General features: G+C 50.0%; 12 protein-coding genes. 6 read left to right on the top strand and 6 right to left on the bottom strand.

Translation table 11 applies throughout. The annotated features are described in order from the left end of the window. Positions 1–218: 218 nt before the first annotated feature. Positions 219–1070 (top strand): phosphatase PAP2 family protein, encoded by an 852-nt coding sequence (locus H9Q13_RS04615; RefSeq protein ID WP_191182542.1) that lies wholly within the window; start codon positions 219–221, stop codon positions 1068–1070. Between the two features lie 213 nt (positions 1071–1283). On the opposite strand, the gene H9Q13_RS04610 is transcribed toward H9Q13_RS04615, so the two are convergent. The 4 genes from H9Q13_RS04610 to H9Q13_RS04595 all read right to left on the bottom strand — a co-directional run bounded on the left by H9Q13_RS04610 (position 1284) and on the right by H9Q13_RS04595 (position 7839). Continuing rightward, positions 1284–1463: a hypothetical protein gene (locus tag H9Q13_RS04610; RefSeq protein WP_191182541.1), complete on the bottom strand. Its 180-nt coding sequence runs from the start codon at positions 1461–1463 to the stop codon at positions 1284–1286. A 358-nt stretch (positions 1464–1821) separates the two neighbouring features. Continuing rightward, on the bottom strand, positions 1822–4077 hold the full coding sequence (locus H9Q13_RS04605) for a TonB-dependent receptor (RefSeq protein ID WP_224744055.1): 2256 nt from the start codon (positions 4075–4077) through the stop codon (positions 1822–1824). A 268-nt stretch (positions 4078–4345) separates the two neighbouring features. Next, a complete protein-coding gene (locus tag H9Q13_RS04600) occupies positions 4346–5686 on the bottom strand; it encodes a tetratricopeptide repeat protein (RefSeq protein WP_191182539.1) in 1341 nt (446 codons plus the stop codon). 62 nt (positions 5687–5748) lie between these two features. Beyond that, entirely contained in the window at positions 5749–7839 is a 2091-nt protein-coding gene (locus H9Q13_RS04595) for a T9SS type A sorting domain-containing protein (protein WP_191182538.1), read from the bottom strand. A 639-nt stretch (positions 7840–8478) separates the two neighbouring features. Here H9Q13_RS04595 and H9Q13_RS04590 point away from each other — a divergent pair. Beyond that, on the top strand, positions 8479–12345 hold the full coding sequence (locus tag H9Q13_RS04590; RefSeq protein ID WP_224744054.1) for an Ig-like domain-containing protein: 3867 nt from the start codon (positions 8479–8481) through the stop codon (positions 12343–12345). Positions 12346–12351: 6 nt separating this feature from the next. Further along, positions 12352–13347, top strand: coding sequence for a PorP/SprF family type IX secretion system membrane protein (locus H9Q13_RS04585; RefSeq protein WP_191182536.1), 996 nt, complete (start codon positions 12352–12354; stop codon positions 13345–13347). Positions 13348–13362: 15 nt separating this feature from the next. On the opposite strand, the gene H9Q13_RS04580 is transcribed toward H9Q13_RS04585, so the two are convergent. Together H9Q13_RS04580 and H9Q13_RS04575 are read right to left on the bottom strand one after the other, a co-directional pair. After that, positions 13363–14613, bottom strand: a complete 1251-nt coding sequence (locus H9Q13_RS04580; RefSeq protein WP_191182535.1) for a GAF domain-containing sensor histidine kinase — start codon at positions 14611–14613, stop codon at positions 13363–13365. Positions 14614–14738: 125 nt separating this feature from the next. After that, complete coding sequence (locus tag H9Q13_RS04575) at positions 14739–15197, bottom strand: DUF2892 domain-containing protein (protein WP_191182534.1); 459 nt, start codon at positions 15195–15197, stop codon at positions 14739–14741. A gap of 331 nt (positions 15198–15528) precedes the next feature. Here H9Q13_RS04575 and H9Q13_RS04570 point away from each other — a divergent pair, with 331 nt between their 5' ends. The 3 genes from H9Q13_RS04570 (at position 15529) to H9Q13_RS04560 (ending at position 21243) form a co-directional block, all read left to right on the top strand. After that, positions 15529–15948, top strand: a complete 420-nt coding sequence (locus tag H9Q13_RS04570; protein ID WP_191182533.1) for an HYC_CC_PP family protein — start codon at positions 15529–15531, stop codon at positions 15946–15948. Positions 15949–16048: 100 nt separating this feature from the next. Next, complete coding sequence (locus tag H9Q13_RS04565) at positions 16049–19810, top strand: efflux RND transporter permease subunit (RefSeq protein ID WP_191182532.1); 3762 nt, start codon at positions 16049–16051, stop codon at positions 19808–19810. Further along, entirely contained in the window at positions 19807–21243 is a 1437-nt protein-coding gene (locus tag H9Q13_RS04560; RefSeq protein WP_191182531.1) for a TolC family protein, read from the top strand. The genes H9Q13_RS04565 and H9Q13_RS04560 overlap by 4 nt, the downstream gene beginning before the upstream one ends. The last annotated feature ends 72 nt before the right edge of the window (positions 21244–21315 follow it).

Below are 21315 nucleotides of genomic sequence, written 5' to 3'. Positions count from 1 at the left end.
CGTCAGTTTATTTCACGTATACCTGATGTGTAACAGGGGTGTTAATGGCGTGGTGCAAGTAGCTGGCGCCACATCGTACTCAAGGCATTCCTCATCCGTTCAGGTTTGAATTTCACATTGCCTTACGGAAAGTAAGGCAATTGCATAATAGTGTATTCTTTATCCCACAAACGTTGCGCAGTATGCTTCCGCTTCTGTTTTCAGTGATTCGCAAACGAATGGATTTACTCTTGCTGGTGATGGCATCAGTAACCACACAGGTTGTTTATGCACAGCTTATACCTGCCCCGCGTGTTCAATCAGTTGAAACACACTCTCTTCAAAGCGAGCCGATTATTACCGGCAGAGCAACAGGGGTCGATACCATCAGGCTGAAATTATCGCCTGTGGCCAAAGGAGCAGCTGTATTGGTGGCGGGCGCGGGTGTCTGGACGGCCACCTTTGCCCTGGCGGATGAGCCGCTGCAGCAGTTTACCCAAAGCCATCGCACTACTTTTGCTGATCAGATTGCCTACGTGGTGCAACCGCTCGGGCGACAGGGCTATCTAATGCCTGCCGCTGGCCTCGCTTTTGCGGGAGGTTTGGCATGGCAAGATACAAAACTTCAGAAAGCAGGTCTCGTCGCTATGGCGAGCATCCTGATCAGTTCGGGAGTGACGAGCACGTTAAAAAAGCAGTTTCACCGATATAGGCCAAATATCACCACCGAAAACCACATATTTAATGGGGCAGCCCAAACATCCAGCAATACCTCCCTGCCTTCTGCCCATACCACCACTGCTTTCGCTGTGGCGACTACAGTGGCCTCGGTGTATGGAGACGAGAACAAATACGTGCCGCCCATCGCCTATGGGGTTGCCACTCTGGTTGGCTTGTCCCGCATAAACGATAACGCCCATTGGGCCACAGATGTGATGGCCGGTGCATTGGTAGGCTACCTATCAGCTAAAGGAACCCTATACCTGTATGAGGTGGCGAATCAGAAACTCAATATCAGGAAACATCGGCTACAGGTGAACCCACAGCTGGGTCTGAGATCTGGGGGCGTTAATGCCACACTGGTCTTTTAATGCTAACAATCTGAGTTTAGTCTGGACTTGAGGGCTTCGTGCTTGCAGGTATAGCTAGACCAGTTTAGGTAACGGTGATGAGGGAGATAACTTTTGGGGCGAAAGCAGAAGGGGGCTTTTTTAGCTGAAGGCAGGACAATTCCAGTTAAAGCCAACGAGTAAAATTCGGATTGCCTTCCAAAGTGGCCGTCATGGCTATAGCTTGATTGCAGCTTATTGCTCCTTTGCTGACTTTATCAACCCATACAACACCGGACTGAAAAATCGTAGGTTCTCCAGAACACAGGTCAGGCTGTAAAATTTCTCCGGATCAATTTCAGGGCTTTCAGCCAGGGCGGTGACGATGCGGTGCAGTGCCGCTTCGTATTTACTGTCAAATTCTTCTTCTGTCATGGTCAGGCAATATAGGAAATTATTTAGTTTATGAGTTTTGTTCTTAAAATTAAAGCTCATACGTGCATCATGGCTATATTTCAGTTTCACATCACCTATCATAAGCACAGCTCCATCGTCATAAGGCTCGTGCGGATATTCACCGCCGATTATACTATACGCATAAATAGTTAGTCTACTAATAAACTTACTTTCATTGGTTCTGGAGATTATTTTATAATTCTAAGGAAGCGCTTTAAAAGGTTCAATTCATAAATGATGCAAAGATGAAGTATGTGTAAAGCTACCACAGTGGTGTTTGACACATAGGGAGGTAAGTCGTTATTGATTGATTTTTTTCCGGATTGGCACACGATGGTTAAAAAGAATACGTTGCTCCCGCTTTGATGAAGAATGGGGTGCCGGGGGTAAAGTGTATCTCTGTTACAGGATTTGCCTCTGTTTTTAGTCTAGATTCAGTCTCAAACTGTGCCTCCTTCCAATCGCTGTTGAGTAGGTTCTCGGCAGTTATTTTCAACTCCAGTTTTTTCAGCTGGTAGCTCACCACGGCATCTACAAGAAAGTACCCATCTGCGGTGAGGCTATAGTCTTCATTTGCAGGGCGGTTTTGTAGGAAACGATAACGAGTGCTTGCATTAAACCCTGTTTTATTGCGGAAGGTCAGCCCTCCGGAACTGGTAAGCAGTGGTGCCAGTGGTATATAGTTTTTCCCATCTATTTCTTCCCTCGCCCTCGGCCGCGCCAAACTGACATCTGCATCTGCAAACAGATAATGGCACACCTGGTAACGGGCCGAGGCGTCAAGACCAAAACGTCTCGTTTTCCCGGAAGGCTCTACAATGCCTTCATCTCCTACGTACACTAATTCCTGATCCAGGTCGAGCGCCCACAGTGCCATGTGAAGGATCAGGCCGGGACTTGGTTTCATGATAAACCCTAAATCTGTCCCGTAGGCCGCCGGTAAAATCCGATCTTTGTCAGCCATTACCGAAACCCTGGTGTCGTTGGAGTGAAAACCCATGCCGGCACTGGCATAAAAGCGTAGGGTCGGAGAGTAGGTATAATATAAATTGAGTTTGGGGCTAAGTCTGTTCTTTGCCGCAACCTGTCTTTTAAAGACAGAGTCTGTTGGTAGCTGATTCACATAATCGAAAAGAAACTGGTCAAAACGAAGCGCGGTGTTGACAATCAAACGCGAGGTTAACTCCAGTGTTTCGCTGATATAGGCGGAGGCGTTTGTTTCTGCTATGAGACCTTTATGTACCTCACGGAGGGTGACCCTTCTGCCGCGGGTTCGGGAAAGCTCCGAGCCCTGCACCAGATCGTGTCGTAGGGCCAGACCCAGTTCACTTCGGAGTGGAAATCTGAAAAACTGGCTTTCTTTGCTATAGGAGCCTTTGTAACCAAGAACGTGTCTGTTTTCACGCTGCCTGATTTGATCACCGTTCAGGCTATCATTCAGGAAAAATGTGAAGTTGGAGTAGAGTTCAAAGTCATAGTTAAGGACGTATACCTGGTTATACAGTACTGCATTGTTTGGAAGTACGCTCATTAGGCTGGTGTTCACACTTTGGCGCGATGTGTTTCCCCCTTCCGTATCATCGATGGCACCAAAACGGCTGATGAGACCGTCAGCAATGGCGCGTTCGGGTATCTGGCCGGACGCATCCCAGCCGCTGCGGAAGGCTGCCAGTGAAACCGACAAAACTTTGTTTGCGCCCACTTTGCCATTGTAGCTCCCAAATAAGTTGATGCGGTTAAAATTTTGAGGGGATTCAAAGTAGCCGTTCGAGAACATGTACTCCGTTGCCAAGTAGGCATTCTGTTGTTTTTGGCGTGCAGTGTCGCTCAGTAAATTGAACATGCCCACAGCCCTGTAAGTGTCAAAGCGGCCTGCTTCAAGTTTCAAAACGCTTTTCCTCAGGACCGAACGGGTAGTAAAATCGGCATAGCCGGCAGTCGTAAAGTTTCCTTGTTTTGCCTCATAGGGGCCTTTGCCAAAATCGACCTGTTCAATTGTCTCCGGTATGAGGAAATGCAAGTCGGAGTACCCCTGCCCATGTGCATGAGAAACCATGTTCACGGGCACACCATCTACCGACAAACCGACGTCGGTGCCATGGTCAATATCGAATCCTCTCAAAAAAATCTGCTCGGCTTTGCCGCCGCCGGCATGTTGTGCAATGAATAGACCCGGTATAATGCGCAAGACTTCTTGTGAGTTTTGCGTTGGCCTAAGGCTTATATCCAAGGAGCTGATGATATTGAGAGCGGTCTCCTTTTTGCTGGTTACGCTAACCTCAGAAAGACTGAACTCACCCGACTCTAAGTAGGTGCTTACCGAGCTGGTCTCAGTGTTCTTTACCATCACAGTTTGTATAGTTGATTTGAAGCCTAGGTAAGAAACCTGCATCGTATACTGCCCCTCTACCAGATCTTTGAAGGAGTACATGCCAAAGACATCAGTGGTAGTGCCTATGTCCACATTGGTAAGTATGACAGTGGCGCCGGCTAGCGGAGCGCTGTCCTCCTTACTGAACACCCCTCCGTTTATGCTGCCATTGTGGGCCATTGAATAAGTCGCCGAGAAGGCGAGAAGCAAGAATGTGAGCAAACATTTTATTGTCCCAGTGCTAAAGGCATCGCTACCTCCCAGTTGCGTTATAAAGATGAAATTATCAGGTTTCATAGTTTTAGACAAACAAGCATACAGAAGTACCTGACACTGTGAGGCCAGTCAAATTAAACACATAGTAGTCCTTTTAAACAGGAATTGTAGGAGTATTCAAAGTTTTTAGCAGTCGAAATCTCAAGCGTTTGGTTTTAATAAAACACAGACAGGCTGTGGAACTGGAACGGACACCTAGCTTACTGAACCTGCTTTACAAACCTGCTATAGTAGCTGCTAACATTTTACGGCCTTCCTCACCGACTTCGTTATTCTGAAAAGGATCAATTGTAAAAGACCTTTGCAGCAGTTTCTGACCAGTTACACGATCTCCCAATTTGTAAGACACTAAACCGGTTAAACAAAGTAGGCTGGCATCCTGGCGATCTGTATGACTGGCTTTCTTTAGAAATTTATCTGCCTGCCTGTAGTCTCGCTTTTTATAGTAGATGGTGGCTAATGTTTTGCACACGTCAATATTGTTTGGTCGCCTCTTATACTCTTTCCAGGCATACTTCATCGCCTGATCAAGGTCTCCATCCAACTCTAAGTAAATGTTTGCCAACTCCAAGTCTACGATGTGCCCTGCTTCCTCGTCTTCCTTCAAGCCGTCGAGCAATTCCTTTCTGCTGTTAGCTGCTTTTTTTGGTTGCCCCGTCAGCTTATACAGCCCCGCAAGTTCTTGGTGAAAAGTAAACTCGGGGATAACTTTGGCAGCTCTGTCAAACAGCTTGATCGCATCCTGATGGTTTTTCTTTTTTGCTTCCAATCTGGCTAAACCCCCCAATGCGAAGGCATAGTCCGGGTATTCATACAAAACTTGTCGGTATTCCATTTCGGCCTGTTGCAGGTCTCCGTTTTGCTCATGCAGCTTTCCCAAAGTTACCCGTGTCCAAGCTGTTTGCTCAAGGCCAGGATAACCGGCATCTGCCGCCATTCGCATGGCTACAATGGCACCCGGCGTATCTCCATATATTTCACGGAGGTAGGAAACCCGTGCGTAAGATTGCAGGTCCGGACGAATACTCACCATCTTATCAGCCAGTTCTACAGCCTTTTCATAATGACCGAGTTCTACATTGGCATCACACAACACCCCATAAACGGCTGCTCTGCGACTGTTCATCTCCAAGGCCCTTTCACCTGTTCTGAGGGCCTCTTCAAATTGGTGCAAAGAAAGTTGTATGATCGATTTGGCGACAGTTGCCTCGTAGCGCAATGCTTCGTCCGTGTTTTTCTTAGACAAAACTTCATTTACCAGTTTAAGCGCTGCCGGATAGTAATAGGGGTGCTCGCCAGTTACGCGTGCCTCCTGCATGTAGGCCAAAGCTAAGAACAGCTTACTTTGCATATCGCCCGGGTTTTGTCGCAGTTTGTACTGTAAACCCTCTATGGCCATTTTGGTGTTAACCCATTCGCTCGTGGTAGAGATGGGGCCAGTTCTTTCCAACAGTGGCGGAATGGGGTCTTGCTTCTCGCGGTTATAAAAGAAAGTGGTAACGGCAGCAGCAAGGAGAACAAGGAAAGCGATCGTGTAAATGTTTTCTCTTTTCATATAGTTTGCTTTTATCCTTAATAGAAAAAAGCAGGCCAAGCGCACAGCTTGGCCTGACTTCATTATTTAGACACTACAATTTTTACTGTTTGCTTTTTGCCATCACTATCCTGCATGGTAGCGAAGTAAACCCCTTTGTCGAGTTTGCTTACATCTACCTTTACTTCATGCACACCAGCCTGTTGCCGTTTGTTCTCGATTACAGCGCCAACCTGCCGGCCGGCCATGTCAAAAATCCGCATTGATACAGTGGCGTCGTTTATAAGGTGATAGCGGATAGTCGTAGATTTCGAGGCGGGATTAGGGTAGGTGTCGATTTCCTTCATTAGGATGGAGGGAGGCGCCATGTTGAGTCCCATATTCATGCCTTGGATATTTTGGGATTCAGGCATGCCGTTTTCACCGCAGTCACACTGGGCACCGTCTTCAAACCCATTCCAAGGCTGTGCTATATAAGGGAAGCCTTCCAGAAATGGTTTGTCATTCTTTTCAACTCCGGTGGTAAAGGTGAGGGTATTTACAAGCTGAGGGGTTACCGGATTAGGCGAGCCTACAGTATAGTCGTCATACCAGAGGCCTATGGCTGCCAGTACTGCACCACCTACTGCCTGCAGCTCAATGCGTGTTACATCATCTTCCAACCGTCGTCCGTTCGGAAAGCCATCCATATTAGGTATGAACTGCCATTCGGTGCTTGTGTTGTAGCGTGGATCCGTGAGACCCAGCACCGCAGCTTGAATAAGCCCCAGACTGCTGAAGTCAGGTGAGTCACGCGGGGTAGTCGGGGTGGACACATTAACGCGAAGCATGTCGCCAAAAGTCGGGAGGAAGTTATTCACAAAAGGTTTGCCCTTAGCCAGCGGATTTCCATTTTTTCCTGTGGCTAATTGGTAAGGAGGGAGGTTAGGCACTCCAGTCATGAAGATGGGCAAAATGTCCACAGAGCGCGGGGCATTGGCTCTTAACAGGTAATTTCCGAACAGTTTCGAGTCCAAGGCTGTGTTTTTCACAGCTGCACTTCCTCGGAGGGGGAAGAGTCCGTTTTTGCCGTTGCGGAAGTCAAACTTTTGAAGGGAGTTGGTTTGTATTCGAAGTTGTGATAAGCCCGGCACTGCACCTCCAAATTGGGAGTCATCCATGTATAGGGCCAGTTCCGGGTTAGTGAAGTATTTTTCAAACTCCTTATCTTCATCATAAGGTGTTTTAGAGTTCCATTCATCTTTACGGCCAATCGGAATGATTACCTCGTTTGTTAATGGCATACCGAGCCGCGACACCTGTACCATGGGGCCCATGTGTTTTACCAGACCATTTGATTCTCTTACGCTAATTTTAGGACGACTCGCCGAAGCCCATATGCCGAGCACAAAATCGGAATCTAGTATACTCTTTGCCATGTCCGGATGCTTCCCATCTTTCTGCAGAAGGGAGATAGGAATGTTCAGGGCCAAGGTATGTACGTTTTTACATTTTAGCCCATCCACGGCGTTGCCTGGACGCAGATTGCCCAAATCAAAGATGGCACCCAAGTCTGCAAAGAACGGATCATCCACTGCGCCAACAAAGGCTATTTCGCCCGTGGGGGCTCTTTCTATGCCCTTAAGCAGCAATTCCTGATGGTAATTTGTGTTTAGGCCAACACCACTTTGAATAATTCGGGGACCAGCATTGTAGGCAGGTACGGCTCCTTTTGCAATCACCGTACTGAATGACTTGCCCCCATTGGTACTCTTGGAAAGTGTGTAGGTCTGTTTGAGGTTTTGTTTACCCAGCCTGGCGTAGAAAAAAGTACTAGGGTCTTCATTTACAGTCTTAAACTTGAAGCGGTACATAATGTCGTCCCCTTGGGTAGCCGCATTATTCTTGATGTGAATGTCGTAGGCAATATCGTCGCTAAAAAAATAGTAGTTTGGTCCCCCATGAGGCAACTGAAAAGGAATATAATTGGCAATGATCACCAATTTGCTTGGGTCATGGGGATTCCTGAAAGCATATAGATCAGTGTTGTCTGCTTGGGGGTCATTGGCGATAATGGGGGCCTCGCGGTGACTGGAGGATTCGAGATAATTTGTTTGTGAACCTACCGCTGCCAGTGCGGCAACAGTGAGTACAGTTAGCCATAATTTATGGCTATTCCACGTAAAAACCTTCATAATTGAATTTTGAATTTAAGATGAAAAAAAATTAAAAAAATTTCACAGAAGGGTTGCTGCGGATTTATAAGTTGCTTAAGATTAACTTATTAGTTGTTTTGGGTTATACTTTGATATACGAGCCAGCTTTACCATTGGACTTCTATGATTTTAAAAAAAACAAAAATTAATTCAATTTTAGTTTGGCTTTCAAAATCACCAGATTTTGCCTTATATAATTGTTATTAGTAGCATTCACCAAGTGCAGTGAAAAGTAACGAGCTTAGGAGGAGTAAGACAGCATTGAGTAGGCGCACAACGACCTAGCTATCCAGGGAGCGTAGACCGTCTAAACTTAAAGCAACATAATGCAGGCGACATTTACCATATTTTAAAAAATTAGCACTATATATTCAGTGCAAAATACTCAACCCATCTGCTCTAATTTCGTTTAGCTCTGTGAACCTTCGTGACAATGATTTGGAAAGGTTTATTACTTCGACTCTTTATATTTATATGAATAAAATCTACTCGCTCGTCTGTTTGGGGCAAACGAGACTTATACCATTTATAATACTTTTTTTTGTAGCGGCATTTTCAGGGCCTAGCATTTCAGCCTCCCCAAGTACTCCTGCCATATTAGCTTCTGCACCCACCGGAATGCAAGCACGTCCATCGTTAGTAGGGGCCGTTACAGTGGAGTGGAACGCGGTATCGGGGGCTACCCAATACATTGTGGAGCACTCATTGTTGCCAGACAAAAACTTTACCCAGCTGGCGACCGTGCCGGTTACAGCAGGCAAAACCATTTACAGCTACCGCGCCACGGGTCTGGGCTATGCCGAAACCTACTATTACCGCGTAAAGGCAAAATCAAGTTCGGGTGACTCGCCCTACAGCACGACCGTTAGCGCAACAACGCATACACAGAGCAAAGTATTCAGCATCATGCCGCTCGGCGACTCCAACACACATGGCACAAAATCTGGCGATAGCAGACCCGATTCTGAGCGGATCGCTTATCGCAAGCAACTCTATGACCTGCTAACTGGCATTAAGGCAAAATTCAGCTTTGTAGGCAGCGAAAAGTCAGGCGGTGCATTTTTGGCAAACGACCAGAATGCCGGCTTCCCGGCCGCACGTACAATGGATATACTTAGCTTGCTCAAAACGAGCAGTTACCGCAATCAGTCCAACGAACTGGTGTCTCGTGGCTCAGGCACCTACCTGGACAAATTCAATCCGGATGTCGTGCTGCTGCACCTGGGTACCAATGGCGGCTTGTATGGCGTGACTGATGATGCCCAGGCCATTGCCGAGATGGAAGGTATACTGGATGAAGTGGACGCTTATGAAGAGAGAGCAAATAAAGAAGTAACCGTTATCCTTGGCCTGATCATTAATCGCATCCCACAAAACGCGGGTGATGACTCTCCGGGCTATACAAGTCGCTTTAATGACAAAGTCAAAGCGATGGCCGAAAACAGAATCAAGTCGAAAAGCGACCGGGTCGTGGTGGTGGACATGGAAAACGCTGCCGGGATTATCTATAAGTTTGCCAGCAACGGAGGCGACATGGACGATTACCTGCACCCGGCGGTCTCTGGTTACCAAAAGATGGCCAATACTTGGTTCAATGCCTTGAAACCACTGTTGGAACCCATTGCAGCCGATACAAAAGCCCCGGAAACGACCATCACCTCCAAACCGGCAGCTATCTCTAACAGCAAGTCCGCCACATTCGAGTTTGCCAGCAACGAGGCAAAAGTGTATTTTGAGATGAGTCTGAACGGTGCCCCTTACGCCACCACCTCGACCCCGGTAACGCTGAGTAATTTGGCTGATGGGACCTATACCGTATCTGTGCGGGCATTGGACGCCGCCGGAAACAAGGACGCTACTCCGGCCACCTATACCTGGACCATCATCACCACGCCGCCAACTGCACCCGTTTTCAGTGCTGTCACCGAAGACCGTGGCCCCGAAGACGATGACCAGATCACCTCTGACAATACCATTAGACTGCTAGGAAAGGCGCAAGCCGGTATGGACGTAACTGTAAGCGAAGCCTCCAAGGGTATACTGGGCACGACCAAAGCCAATAGCACAGGCGACTGGGTATACAATTATGAAGGCACTGCCCTGGCTTCGGGTACCTATCGTTTCACAGCCACCGCTAAAGACATAGCCGGCAATGTGAGCGAGGTGAGCAAAACATTTACAGTCACCATTGACCTAACCAAACCGGATGTGGCTCTGACCACCCAGGCTAAAACTCCGGTAAGGGATGCCTTCCAGGTGCAGTTAATGTTCACCGAGGAAGTATACGGTTTGGCTGCGGCAGACTTAAGCGTGACCAATGCCTCGCTGAGTAACTTCACAGCCGTTGACAAAAGCACCTATACCCTTACCCTGACCCCTCCGAACGGGGTGCAAGGAACGGCCAGTATTTTACTGGCCGCCGGCAAAGTGACTGACTTGGCAGGGAATGCCAACACAGCCTCTACCAAACTGGAAATAGCCTATGACCTGAAACGCCCGAAAGTGGCCATCAGCTCTGAAGCTCCCCAACTTGTGAAAGCGCCATTTACGGTGCAGTTTGATTTTGATGAGGACGTGTCCGGTTTTTCAGCTGCTGACATCACCCTCACAAATGCCAATGTGAGTAATTTTAGTACGGTGAGCGGTTCGGTCTATACCGTCCGGATCAACCCAACTGCAGACGGAGAAGTAAGCGTGAGCCTGGCGGCGGATAAGGCCCTGGATGCCGCCGGCAACGGAAACGAAGCATCGGCTGTGCTGAAACGCATCTACGATGTGCAGCCGCCAACAGCCACCTTGAGTACCTCATCCGGAAACCTGGGTAATTCAGCTTTCACAGTAACGGTCGAGTTCAGCGAGCCAATCACAGGACTTGCAGTGCCGTCTTTTACGGTTTCCAACGGACGTGCTACCGATCTGAAAAAGACAGGTAACACCAGTTATACCGTGCTGATATCACCGGATAAGGACGGAGAAGTGACTGTATTGCTTAAAGCAGATCAGGTGCAGGATTTGGCAGAAAACGGCAATTTGGCATCCAATGTGCTCAAACGTGATTTCGATGCCACTCCGCCAACGGTGACCCTCAGCACAGAGGCTCCCGATCTGACAAATGCGCCATTCAACGTTAACTTCCGGTTCAGTGAGGATGTAGAAGGGTTTGAGTTAGCCGACGTCAGCCTGACGAACGCAACGGCCGGTAATTTCAAGCAAATCAGCAAGGCGGAGTACACCGCTTTAATCACCCCCGCCAAAGACGGCGAGGTGACCGTTAAGGTAGCCGCCGGCAAAGCGCAGGACGCAGCCACCAACCCGAACACGGCCTCCAACACCATCAATCTAACCTACGACGCGACTGCCCCGACCGGGTATGCAGTCCGTTTCGACACGGAACAAGTGGATTTTATTAACCAGAAAGATATCGCCGTTTCAGTCACAGATGCGGAGGTTGGAGCCACTTATTTCTATTCTATATCCAGCGACAAAGGGGGGAATAAGGTAACGGGCACTGCCACTGCCAAGGCCGTATCGTTTAAGCTTTCTGGTATAGATGTCTCCGGATTGAATGATGGAATGCTGACGGTCACTTTCTACCAGGTGGATGCAGCCGGTAACCAAGGTGATGAGGTGAAGGCGAAAGTAGAAAAAATCACCAAGAACATCATGGCTGTGCGTACGCCTGAGCAGATCAGCGTTCCTTTCAAAACGCCTTACGAAAATTTGCCGCTACCCAAGCAGGTGGAGGTGACATACACCAACGGGGAAAAAGAGAACATCGCGGTTAACTGGCAACAGGGCAATTACAAAGGAGCAGTAGCCGGAAGCTATACCTTGACCGGAACACTTGTGCTCCAGCCTAACACGACGAACCAGGATAATCGCAAGGCTACCATCACGGTAGTGGTAGAGCCTAACCGAGCGCCTACTGCCCTACAACTAAGCACTACATCCTTTAAGCCGGATGCCAAGCCCGATGAAACGATCGGTATGTTCAGTACCACCGACCCGGATGACGATACCCATACCTATACCTTGGCAAACGGACAGGGCGACCAGCACAACAGCCTATTCCTGATCGAGGGTGACAAGCTATACCTGAAATCGAACAAAGGGCTATCCGGCATCCGCAGTTTTAACATCCGGGTGCGCAGTACAGACCCTTATCAGAATAGCATCGAGCAGACTTTCGTGCTGACCAAAAAACCATACCAGCCGGAAACTAAGATCAAACTCGTGAACGCATTCTCACCCGACAACGATGGCATCAACGATACCTGGGTGGTGCCGGAACTCAAGTTTTATGATGAGATCAGCATTCAGGTGTTCGACCGGGCAGGCGTGAGGCTGTTCCATACCACCAACCCCGAGGAAGGCTGGGATGGCAGAGGGCAGAACGGTGAGGTGAAGCCGGGAAATTATTTCTACATCATTGAGGTGAAGGATATTAACCTGGTGCAGAAGGGTGTATTAACCGTACTTAAGTAAGATTACATGAACAAGCTTATATTAATAGCATTTTTATTTCTGTTGGCATTCGGAGGGCAGGCGCAGAGCAGGAAATACGTGAGCAACTTTTCAGCATACCAGCACTTCTACAACCCTTCGCTGACAGGCCACGAAGGTTCCATACTGAAAACATTCTACCGAAACCAATGGACGGGCTTTGAAGATGCGCCCAAAACGCTTTTCTTCTCCGGTGAGATCGATGCGGCTGACCTGAGCAAGACCACTGACCGGACGAGCCATTACCACTTCCGGAACTCGGCAAAAGGCTATCAGGGTGCCCGCCACGCTTTTGGCTTTGTTGCTTTGCAAGACCGCTTCGGGCCTACCCATGAAACGCAGCTTGCATTCAACTATGGCACTGGCATCCGACTTTCGGAATCGCTCAGTCTGCGATGGGGCGCTGCCATTACGTACAACAACTTCCGTTTGGATGGCAACAGTCTGGTGGTAGACAACACGAGCGACCCACGCTACCAGCATGTCATGGGGCAGTATAACAGCATGAGCAAACTCGACCTGAACCTGGGCTTTGCACTCACTGGCGGTAACTATTTTTTGGGATATGCCATGCAGGATATCACCAAAGGTCACTTTATGACGACGGGCGATGCTTACATGAAAGATGTCTATACCCGTAAGCATCTGGTGCAGGCAGGTTTCCGGACAGACCTATCCGATCAGTTCGGGCTTGTGACCAGTGCGCTCTACCAGTACGATGAGCAGATAGAGAGTACCCTGGAAGGGCAGGCCAAAGTCGTATACCAGGATATGCTTTGGGCAGGAGGTGGCTACCGCAACAACCAGGCGTTTCATCTGGCAGCTGGCCTGAATTACAAAAAACTGCGCTTAAGCTACGCCTATGAAAGCCCAATACAGGAAGCCCGCTCCATCAACAGGCCGACCAATGAAATCGGATTGGCCTATACCTTGAAAGCTGTAAATCCGGAACGCAGCGATAGGAGTACGGTTACGTTTTGGTAAGCTATTGGGATAAAATTAGCTTAAGTGCGCGATCATCCCTATCGGGATTCTAATCTCAAACTGGGCTCCCTGGTTTGGCGCAGCCTCAACTTGCATGCTACCCTGTAGGTTGTCAACGAGATGCTTTACCAATTGAAGTCCCATGCCATACCCTAGTTCGCCTTTCGTTCCGGTTGTGCTCGAGGCTCTCCCTCCTGTAATAGCCGCAATCTGGTGTTCCGTTAAACCAATGCCCGTATCTTTTACCCGGATATATAAAATCCGGTGATTTTGAGACAAGGTGAGATCCAGGTAAACGGACACATCACCCAAAGGAGGTGTGAATTTAAGTGCGTTCGAGATGAGGTTACCCGTAATCTGCATGAGCTTGTTCTTGGAAAAGCTGATGAAACAAAGCTCCTCGTTGACGCTCACGTCAAAACAAATGCCTTTTTCGGTCGCCTGGGGCTGATAGAGTTGCTCCAGCTTTTCCTTGAGCGTACCCAATGTAAGGCACTCGTTCAAGGCAGTGGATTGCGAACTTACTTCGCCAGTTCCCATGATCTCATCAGCCAAAGCAAGTAGTGAGGAACCGCTTTTGGAAATGAGCTGGCTTAAACGAAGCACCTCGTCCAGGGAATTTTTGCCGTTTTTTCTGATAAGCATATCCGCCAGCCCGACAATGCCACCAATAGGTCCCCGGATGTCGTGGGCCACTCTTTGGTTGATGGCTTTTACCTCAGACAGTTCACGGCGAAGCGCCTGAAGGTGTTTTTGGGTAGTCAAACGCTTTATGATTTCGCCGGCAATGGTCTTCAGTACTGCAATTTTCTCGGATGTGAGGTCTTTTTCGATCGTATCCAGCACACAAAGCGTTCCGATGCTGTTGCCTTTTGGAGTTTTCAGGGGGATACCGAAATAGTACCGGAAATGGGGCGCGTCTTTTATTCCTCCAAAATCCTTGAAGCGTTCGTCGGCTGCCAGGTTCTTCACCTCAAAGTGCTCCGGCTCCAAAATCGTGTACTGGCACACCGTGTTCTCGCGAGGCACCTGTCCTGTTGCAAAGCCGTGGCCCGATACGATCCACTCCGTATACATGTCAATCAGGTTGAGGAGGCAAACCTCGGTCCCAGCCACTGTGGCAGCCAATCGCACCAGGTCTTCAAAATCATCCTCGAGGCTGCTGTAGTCTAAATCAAACTCAAGCAGCTCCATGACACGCGCTTCCTCATTTCTGTGAAATTGGAGATGGGAAGGCCTCGGGTTATCTATCAGATCAGTATGCATGCAACCTTAAATTAACAGGGATGGAAGAATCGTGCGCTATTGGTAAATTAATCTTTTAGGCAAATATCACTTTTCTTCCGTTACATGCAAATGACCTTTCTCGTTTTTTTATGATTTTATTTAGATTATGAACTTCTCACCATGTCTAAAACCTCGGTGGGCGAACTTTTAGAAGATACTTCGTCAAAATCTCCCCGCAAAGCCTTGAGGGCATAACGTTCATCGTCAATCTCACGGCGGCTGCGGATGCCGAGCGCCCGCATGAGGGGCAGAGGAGGGCACCAGCCCTGTATACCTTGCTGCAACAGGAATGACGTCGCAAGGCCAGGCAGAATGAACCAACGCTTGTTCACGAAAGCTCCCAACAATGTGCCGGACAAGGCCAAGGTGGACGCGTTTACCTCCAATGTCCGTTCGAAACTCCATTCCTGGTCCAACTCCCGCAGTCGTTCCGAGATCTCTTCCTTGCTTCTGCCTTTGTAACGGCCTATACTCTGTTTGATGGCATCGTCAGCCCGCTGTGCCAGGTTACAGGGAGTGCTTTCACCTGCCGGTCCCTGTGCTTCCTGTTCTTTGTTGTTCATATTCCTGTCAAATTACATCCGTATAACCCTATACGCATCAGACCGAATATTTAGTTAAGGTATTTGCATAGAGCATCGCCTCAAAGATTTGAAGGACATCGGGCAGGGGAGAATTAACACGATCATGGTAGCTTGCTAAGCCTGATTTGGCTTTGCATCCCATTCTACAGCTTTGCCTGCAGTTCCGGTCATACAGAAAGTATCGAGCAGTAACACCCGGCAATGTCGCAATTCTATAAACCATGATCCGAAAAATGTAAACCTTGCCTATCGATTCTTTGTTACCTTTGCAAAAGAAACCGTATCTTCGGCTGTAAGTACATACCTGAATTTGAAACTGATTCGCACCATATTGTCCCTGGCGCTTGCATGGCTGGTTGTTTTCTCCTCGCTGGGGATGACGATCACGCAGCACCTTTGTGCGGGCGAGGTGATGTCGACGGCTTTTTTCTCACACAGCGCTGCCTGCGAAATGGAGAAACAGCGGGAGAGTCTGCCGGACTGCCACAAACCAGCCATGGCCGATGACTGCTGTCAGGACCAGACTATTGTGCTCGAACTGGAGGATGAGCAGCAACTGATTCCCACTTTCAAGCTGTCCGTTCCGGATATGACTTTTATTGCTGTTTTCGCAGCGGTATGGACTTCCCTTTTTGAACTTTACCAGCCGGCCTATACCCATGTGCCGGACTATGCACCGCCCTCGCTGGCGCAGGATATCCCTGTACTGGTGCAATCCTTCCTGCTATAAACCAGCTTTTTCGATGATGCCCGACCCCTGAGGTCAGGTATAGCTATTGGCTTTCCCAGACAGGAAACGCCATTTCTTCTTGCATTCAATCGAACAAAGCATGTTAAATAACATTATAAAATTCTTTTTGGAACAGAAGCTGGTGACAACCCTGCTGCTGCTCCTGATCGTGGCCTGGGGTGTGATGGTAGCGCCTTTCAACTGGAACGTGACTTTCCTTCCCCGCGATCCTGTTCCGGTAGACGCCATACCTGACATTGGCGAAAACCAGCAGATCATCTTTACCGAGTGGATGGGCCGCTCTCCGCAGGACGTGGAGGACCAGATTACCTATCCGCTTACCACTTCGCTTCTGGGTATGCCGGGCGTGAAGACCATTCGCTCTACCTCTATGTTCGGCTTCTCGAGTATCTATGTCATTTTTGAGGATGACGTGGAGTACTACTGGAGCCGCTCGCGCATACTCGAGAAACTAAACTCGCTGCCAGCGGACCTGCTACCTGCCGAGACCACTCCAAAACTGGGACCCGACGCCACTGCATTGGGGCAGGTATACTGGTATACCCTGGAGGGACGCGACGAAGAAGGCAAACCCGCCGGGGGCTGGGACGTGCACGAGTTGCGCAGTATTCAGGATTTCTATGTGAAATATGCCTTGGCCGGTGCGCAGGGTGTAGCCGAAGTGGCATCCGTCGGTGGATATATCAAGGAGTATCAGGTAGACCTGGACCCGGTGGCCATGAAAGCCAACAACGTCTCGATGATGGAGGTGATGAATGCGCTCAAAAACAGCAACCAGGATGTAGGGGCCAGCACCGTCGAGATAAACCAAATCGAGTACCTGGTGCGCGGTCTGGGCTATGTGAAGGATATCAGCGACATTGAGGACGCTACCGTGCGGGTAGCCAACAACGTGCCGATCCGCATCCGTGACATCGGGCGGGTGAACATCGGTCCGGCTGACCGGTCCATGCTAGGCATACTCGACAAGAGCGGCGCCGAGGCTGTAGGCGGTGTGGTAATTGCACGCTATGGCGATAATCCGCTGGCCGTCATCAACAATGTAAAAGCCAAACTGGACGACATCGCTGCCGGTTTGCCTTCCAAGAAACTGGCTGATGGGCGTATTTCCAAAGTTACCGTGGTGCCCTTCTATGACCGCACGCAGCTCATCAACGAGACGCTGGGTACGCTCAACACTGCCATTATCCTCCAGATCCTGATCACCATCATCGTGATCATCGTGATGGTATACAACCTGCGGGCTTCGTTACTCATTTCAGCGCTGCTGCCACTGGCTGTGCTGATGACATTTATCCTGATGAAATACTTTGGGGTGGACGCAAACATTGTGGCCCTTTCAGGTATAGCTATCGCCATTGGTACCATGGTCGATCTGGGCATTATCCTCAATGAGAACATTCTGCGACACATGGACGAGGCACCTCCAGGCCAATCGCTGGTGAAAACTGTCTATAATGCCACCACGGAAGTAGCCACCGCCATCCTGACGGCCGTTTCCACGACCATCGTTTCGTTCCTTCCGGTATTCACGCTGGAAGCGGCGGAAGGGAAGCTATTTGGTCCGTTAGCCTATACCAAGACCTTTGCACTGGTGGCCTCACTGATCTTCACTATCCTGATCATGCCAGCATTTGCGCATACTATTTTCGGATTGAGGTCGCGCAATGTGGCGTGGAGTAAGATCCTGAACTGGGCGTTGGTTGGCTTGGGTATCGTGGCCTTGTTCATTGTGCCGCTGGCAGGTATAACCTTAATCCTGATCGCGGCGAACAACCTGCTCAGCTATTACCAACCGGAACGCTTCGGGCGCCATCACAGCCTGATCATGGTAGGTATAGCCGTACTTGCCGTGTCGTGGCTGCTGGCGACCGAGTGGGTGCCGTTGGGTGTGTCCGTCAGTTATTTTGTCAACTTCCTTTTCATCCTGCTGATCATCGGATTGGTCTTGGGCGCTTTCTCGTTCTTCATTCATGTATACCCGCGTGTGTTGGGCTGGTGTCTGGCTAACAAAGGGACTTTCCTACTCATCCCTGCTTTCATTATGCTGTTGGGCCTAAATATTTGGATTGGCTTTAACGGCGTGTTCGGCTGGGTGGCCAACGGTTTCGATAAAGTAGGGATCAATGTGCGTACCTCATCTCCGTGGAGTGGACTGGTGCATACCTTTCCGGGTATGGGCAAGGAGTTCATGCCCTCGCTGGACGAAGGGGCATTCCTGCTGATGCCAACCTCTATGCCGCACACGGGGGTAGAGGCAAACAAGCGCTACTTGCAACAACTCGATATGCTGATCACGGCCATACCTGAGGTGGAAATGGTAGTAGGCAAAGCAGGCCGTGCCGAAACAGCGCTGGACCCGGCCCCAATGTCGATGTACGAGAATGTGATTCAATATAAATCAGAGTACATCACAGATGAGAACGGGTACAAGGTGCGCTTTAAAGTAGATGACGATGGCAATTTTGTCCGCGACGGAAAGGGCAATCTGATCGAAGACAAGCGTGGTGAGTACTTTCGCCAATGGCGAGACCACATCCGCACACCGGACGATATCTGGAATGAGATCGTGGCAGTGGCCGATCTGCCTGGAGTAACATCCGCTCCGAAGCTGCAACCAATCGAAACCCGACTCGTGATGCTGCAAACCGGTATGCGCGCGCCCATGGGCGTGAAGGTATACGGACCGGATTTGCAGACGATCGAGAACTTCAGCATGCAGCTGGAGCGTCTGCTCAAAGAGGTGCCTTCGGTTAAACCAGAGGCTGTATACGCAGACCGTTCGTTGGGTAAGCCTTATATGGAGATTGACCTGGACCGCCAGGCGATGGGCCGTTACGGTCTTAACGTGGCCAATGTGCAGGAGTATATCGAAGTGGCGATGGGAGGGATGGCGCTGACCACCACGGTAGAGGGACGTGAGCGCTACTCCATCCGTGCCCGCTATGCCCGCGAGTACCGCAACGATCCGGAATCGGTTAACCGTATTATGATCGCTACGTCCAGCGGCGCTCAGATTCCACTGGCGTCCATTGCAAACGTTGAGTTCCGCCCGGGGCCGATGATGATTCGAGGAGAGGACTCTTTCCTGACCGGCTATGTGCTGCTCGACAAGCAGGAGGGATTTGCCGAAGTATCGGTGGTGGAGGATGCACAGCGTTACCTGCAGGAGATGATCGCTTCCGGCGAACTGGTGGTGCCGGCAGGGGTGAGCTACAAGTTTTCCGGTAACTACGAGAATCAGGTTCGTGCTGAGGAGCGACTGGCGTTCATTGTGCCGCTCAGCTTACTGATCATCTTCCTGATTCTGTATTTCCAGTTCAGGTCGGTGAGTACGTCCCTTTTCATTTTCACATCCATCGCCATGGCTTTTGCCGGAGGCTTTATGATGCTGTGGCTGTACAGTCAGGGCTGGTTCATGAACTTCTCTTTCGGGGAGACGAACATGCGGGAGCTTTTTCAGATGCGCAGCTTCAACCTGAGTGTGGCGGTATGGGTGGGCTTTATCGCCCTGTTCGGTATCGCCACCGATGATGGCGTTGTCATGGGCACGTATCTGAAACAAAGCTTTGAGCAAAACAACCCGAAGTCCAGGGCGGAAGTGCGGGCAGCTGTGATGGAGGCAGGTATACGCCGCGTGCGCCCCTGCCTGATGACCACCGCCACCACCTTGCTGGCACTGTTGCCGGTGCTCACCTCTTCTGGTCGTGGCTCCGACATCATGATCCCGATGGCTATACCTTCGTTTGGGGGTATGTTTGTTGCCCTGATCACCTTGCTGATCGTGCCGGTGCTGTATAGTTGGCGCGAAGAACTCAAATTCAAAAAAGAATCCGTATGAAAAAGATACTGGTCATCATAATATTCGTGCTGGGGGCGATGCCCCTGGCGCAGGCACAAACGCTGGAAGCACATCTGGTGGAGGCCGGGGAGAACAGCCCGGTATTGAAGGCGCGCTATGCGGAATACCAGGCGGCATTGCAGCGTGCACCGCAGGTAGGGGCACTGCCAGATCCGGAGGCTTCCTTCAATTTTTTCCTGCGTCCAATGGAGCGTTTCATGGGCAACCAGGTAGGCGAAGTGTCGGTTATGCAGATGTTCCCCTGGTTCGGTTCGCAGCAGGCGGCCCGGGACGAGGCAAACTACATGGCGCAAATGAAATTCGCTGCCTTTATAGAAGCGAAGATCAACCTATACCATCAGGTACGCACCATCTGGTATCAGCTATACCTGAACGACCAGGAGTCGATTCTGATGGAGAAGGAGCTGGAGATCATGAAAACACTCGAACGACTGGCGCTGGCAAAGTATAAGACGGCTCCCGTGGGTGGTACATCTGGTGCAGCCACTACAAGCCGCGGTACGACAGGCGGTGCCACTAGCGCTGCAGGCACTGCCGGAAGCGGTAGTTCAGGTATGGCCGGCATGGGTGGATCAGGTGGAGGCACGACAAGCAGCGCTGGCGGTGTGCCATCAGGTGGTGGCGGTATGTCAAGCATGGGGAGCACCGGCGGCACTACCATGGTCGATGTGATGCTCATTCGTTTGCAGGTAAAGGAGCTTGAAAACCAGGTACAGATTCACCACGAGGCTCGCCGGCCGCTTCAGTTTGCTTTTAACCAGTTGCTGCGCCGTCGACCAACTATAACGGTCATCTCAGCAGACACCCTTTTGCCCGCACCGCTACCGGCCACCCTGTCCCTGATCGAGGATTCGATACGCAGCAACCACCCGATGCTCAAAATGTACGAGTGGGATGAGAAGGCCCGGGAGTCGCAAATACGGATGGCGCAGCTGATGGGGAGGCCGATGTTCGGTGTCGGGTTGAATTACATGGTGTTTAAACCACGCACCGACGAAGCGACCCAGATGACGATGGGGGGTGAAAACATGGTGATGCCAATGGTAACCCTGACACTGCCGATCTACCGGAAAAAATACAGTGCAGCCAGGAAAGAAGCGGAGTTACTGCAACAGGCAGCGACCTATCAGAAGGAAGCAACAGAGCGGGAATTGTTCACGGAGCTGGAAACCCTGCTTTATGACTATCAAAGTGCGGTTAGTAGGATCAATCTGCTCAAGGATCAGGTTACCCTGACAGAACAGACCATTCGCCTGCTCACGACAAACTATTCAGTGACGGGCACAGGTATAGAAGAGATTATCCGTCAGCGACAGGCACTGCTTAGCTACAGGCAACAGCAATTGCAGGCCATCACGAACCAGCATATTGCGGTGTCCGCCATCAACAGAATGATGCAGGGCGATAACTAGAGACGCAAGTACCAAGATGTTAGGCACTGGGCGCAGGAGAGTAACCTGGCAAGTCTGAACTAACTCAGCACA

Origin of the sequence: Pontibacter aquaedesilientis (assembly GCF_014773225.1) — a bacterium.
GTDB classification, from domain to species: Bacteria; Bacteroidota; Bacteroidia; order Cytophagales; family Hymenobacteraceae; genus Pontibacter; species Pontibacter aquaedesilientis.
Note: the sequence above shows the minus strand (reverse complement) of the source record. Positions and strands in the feature narration are given on the sequence as shown.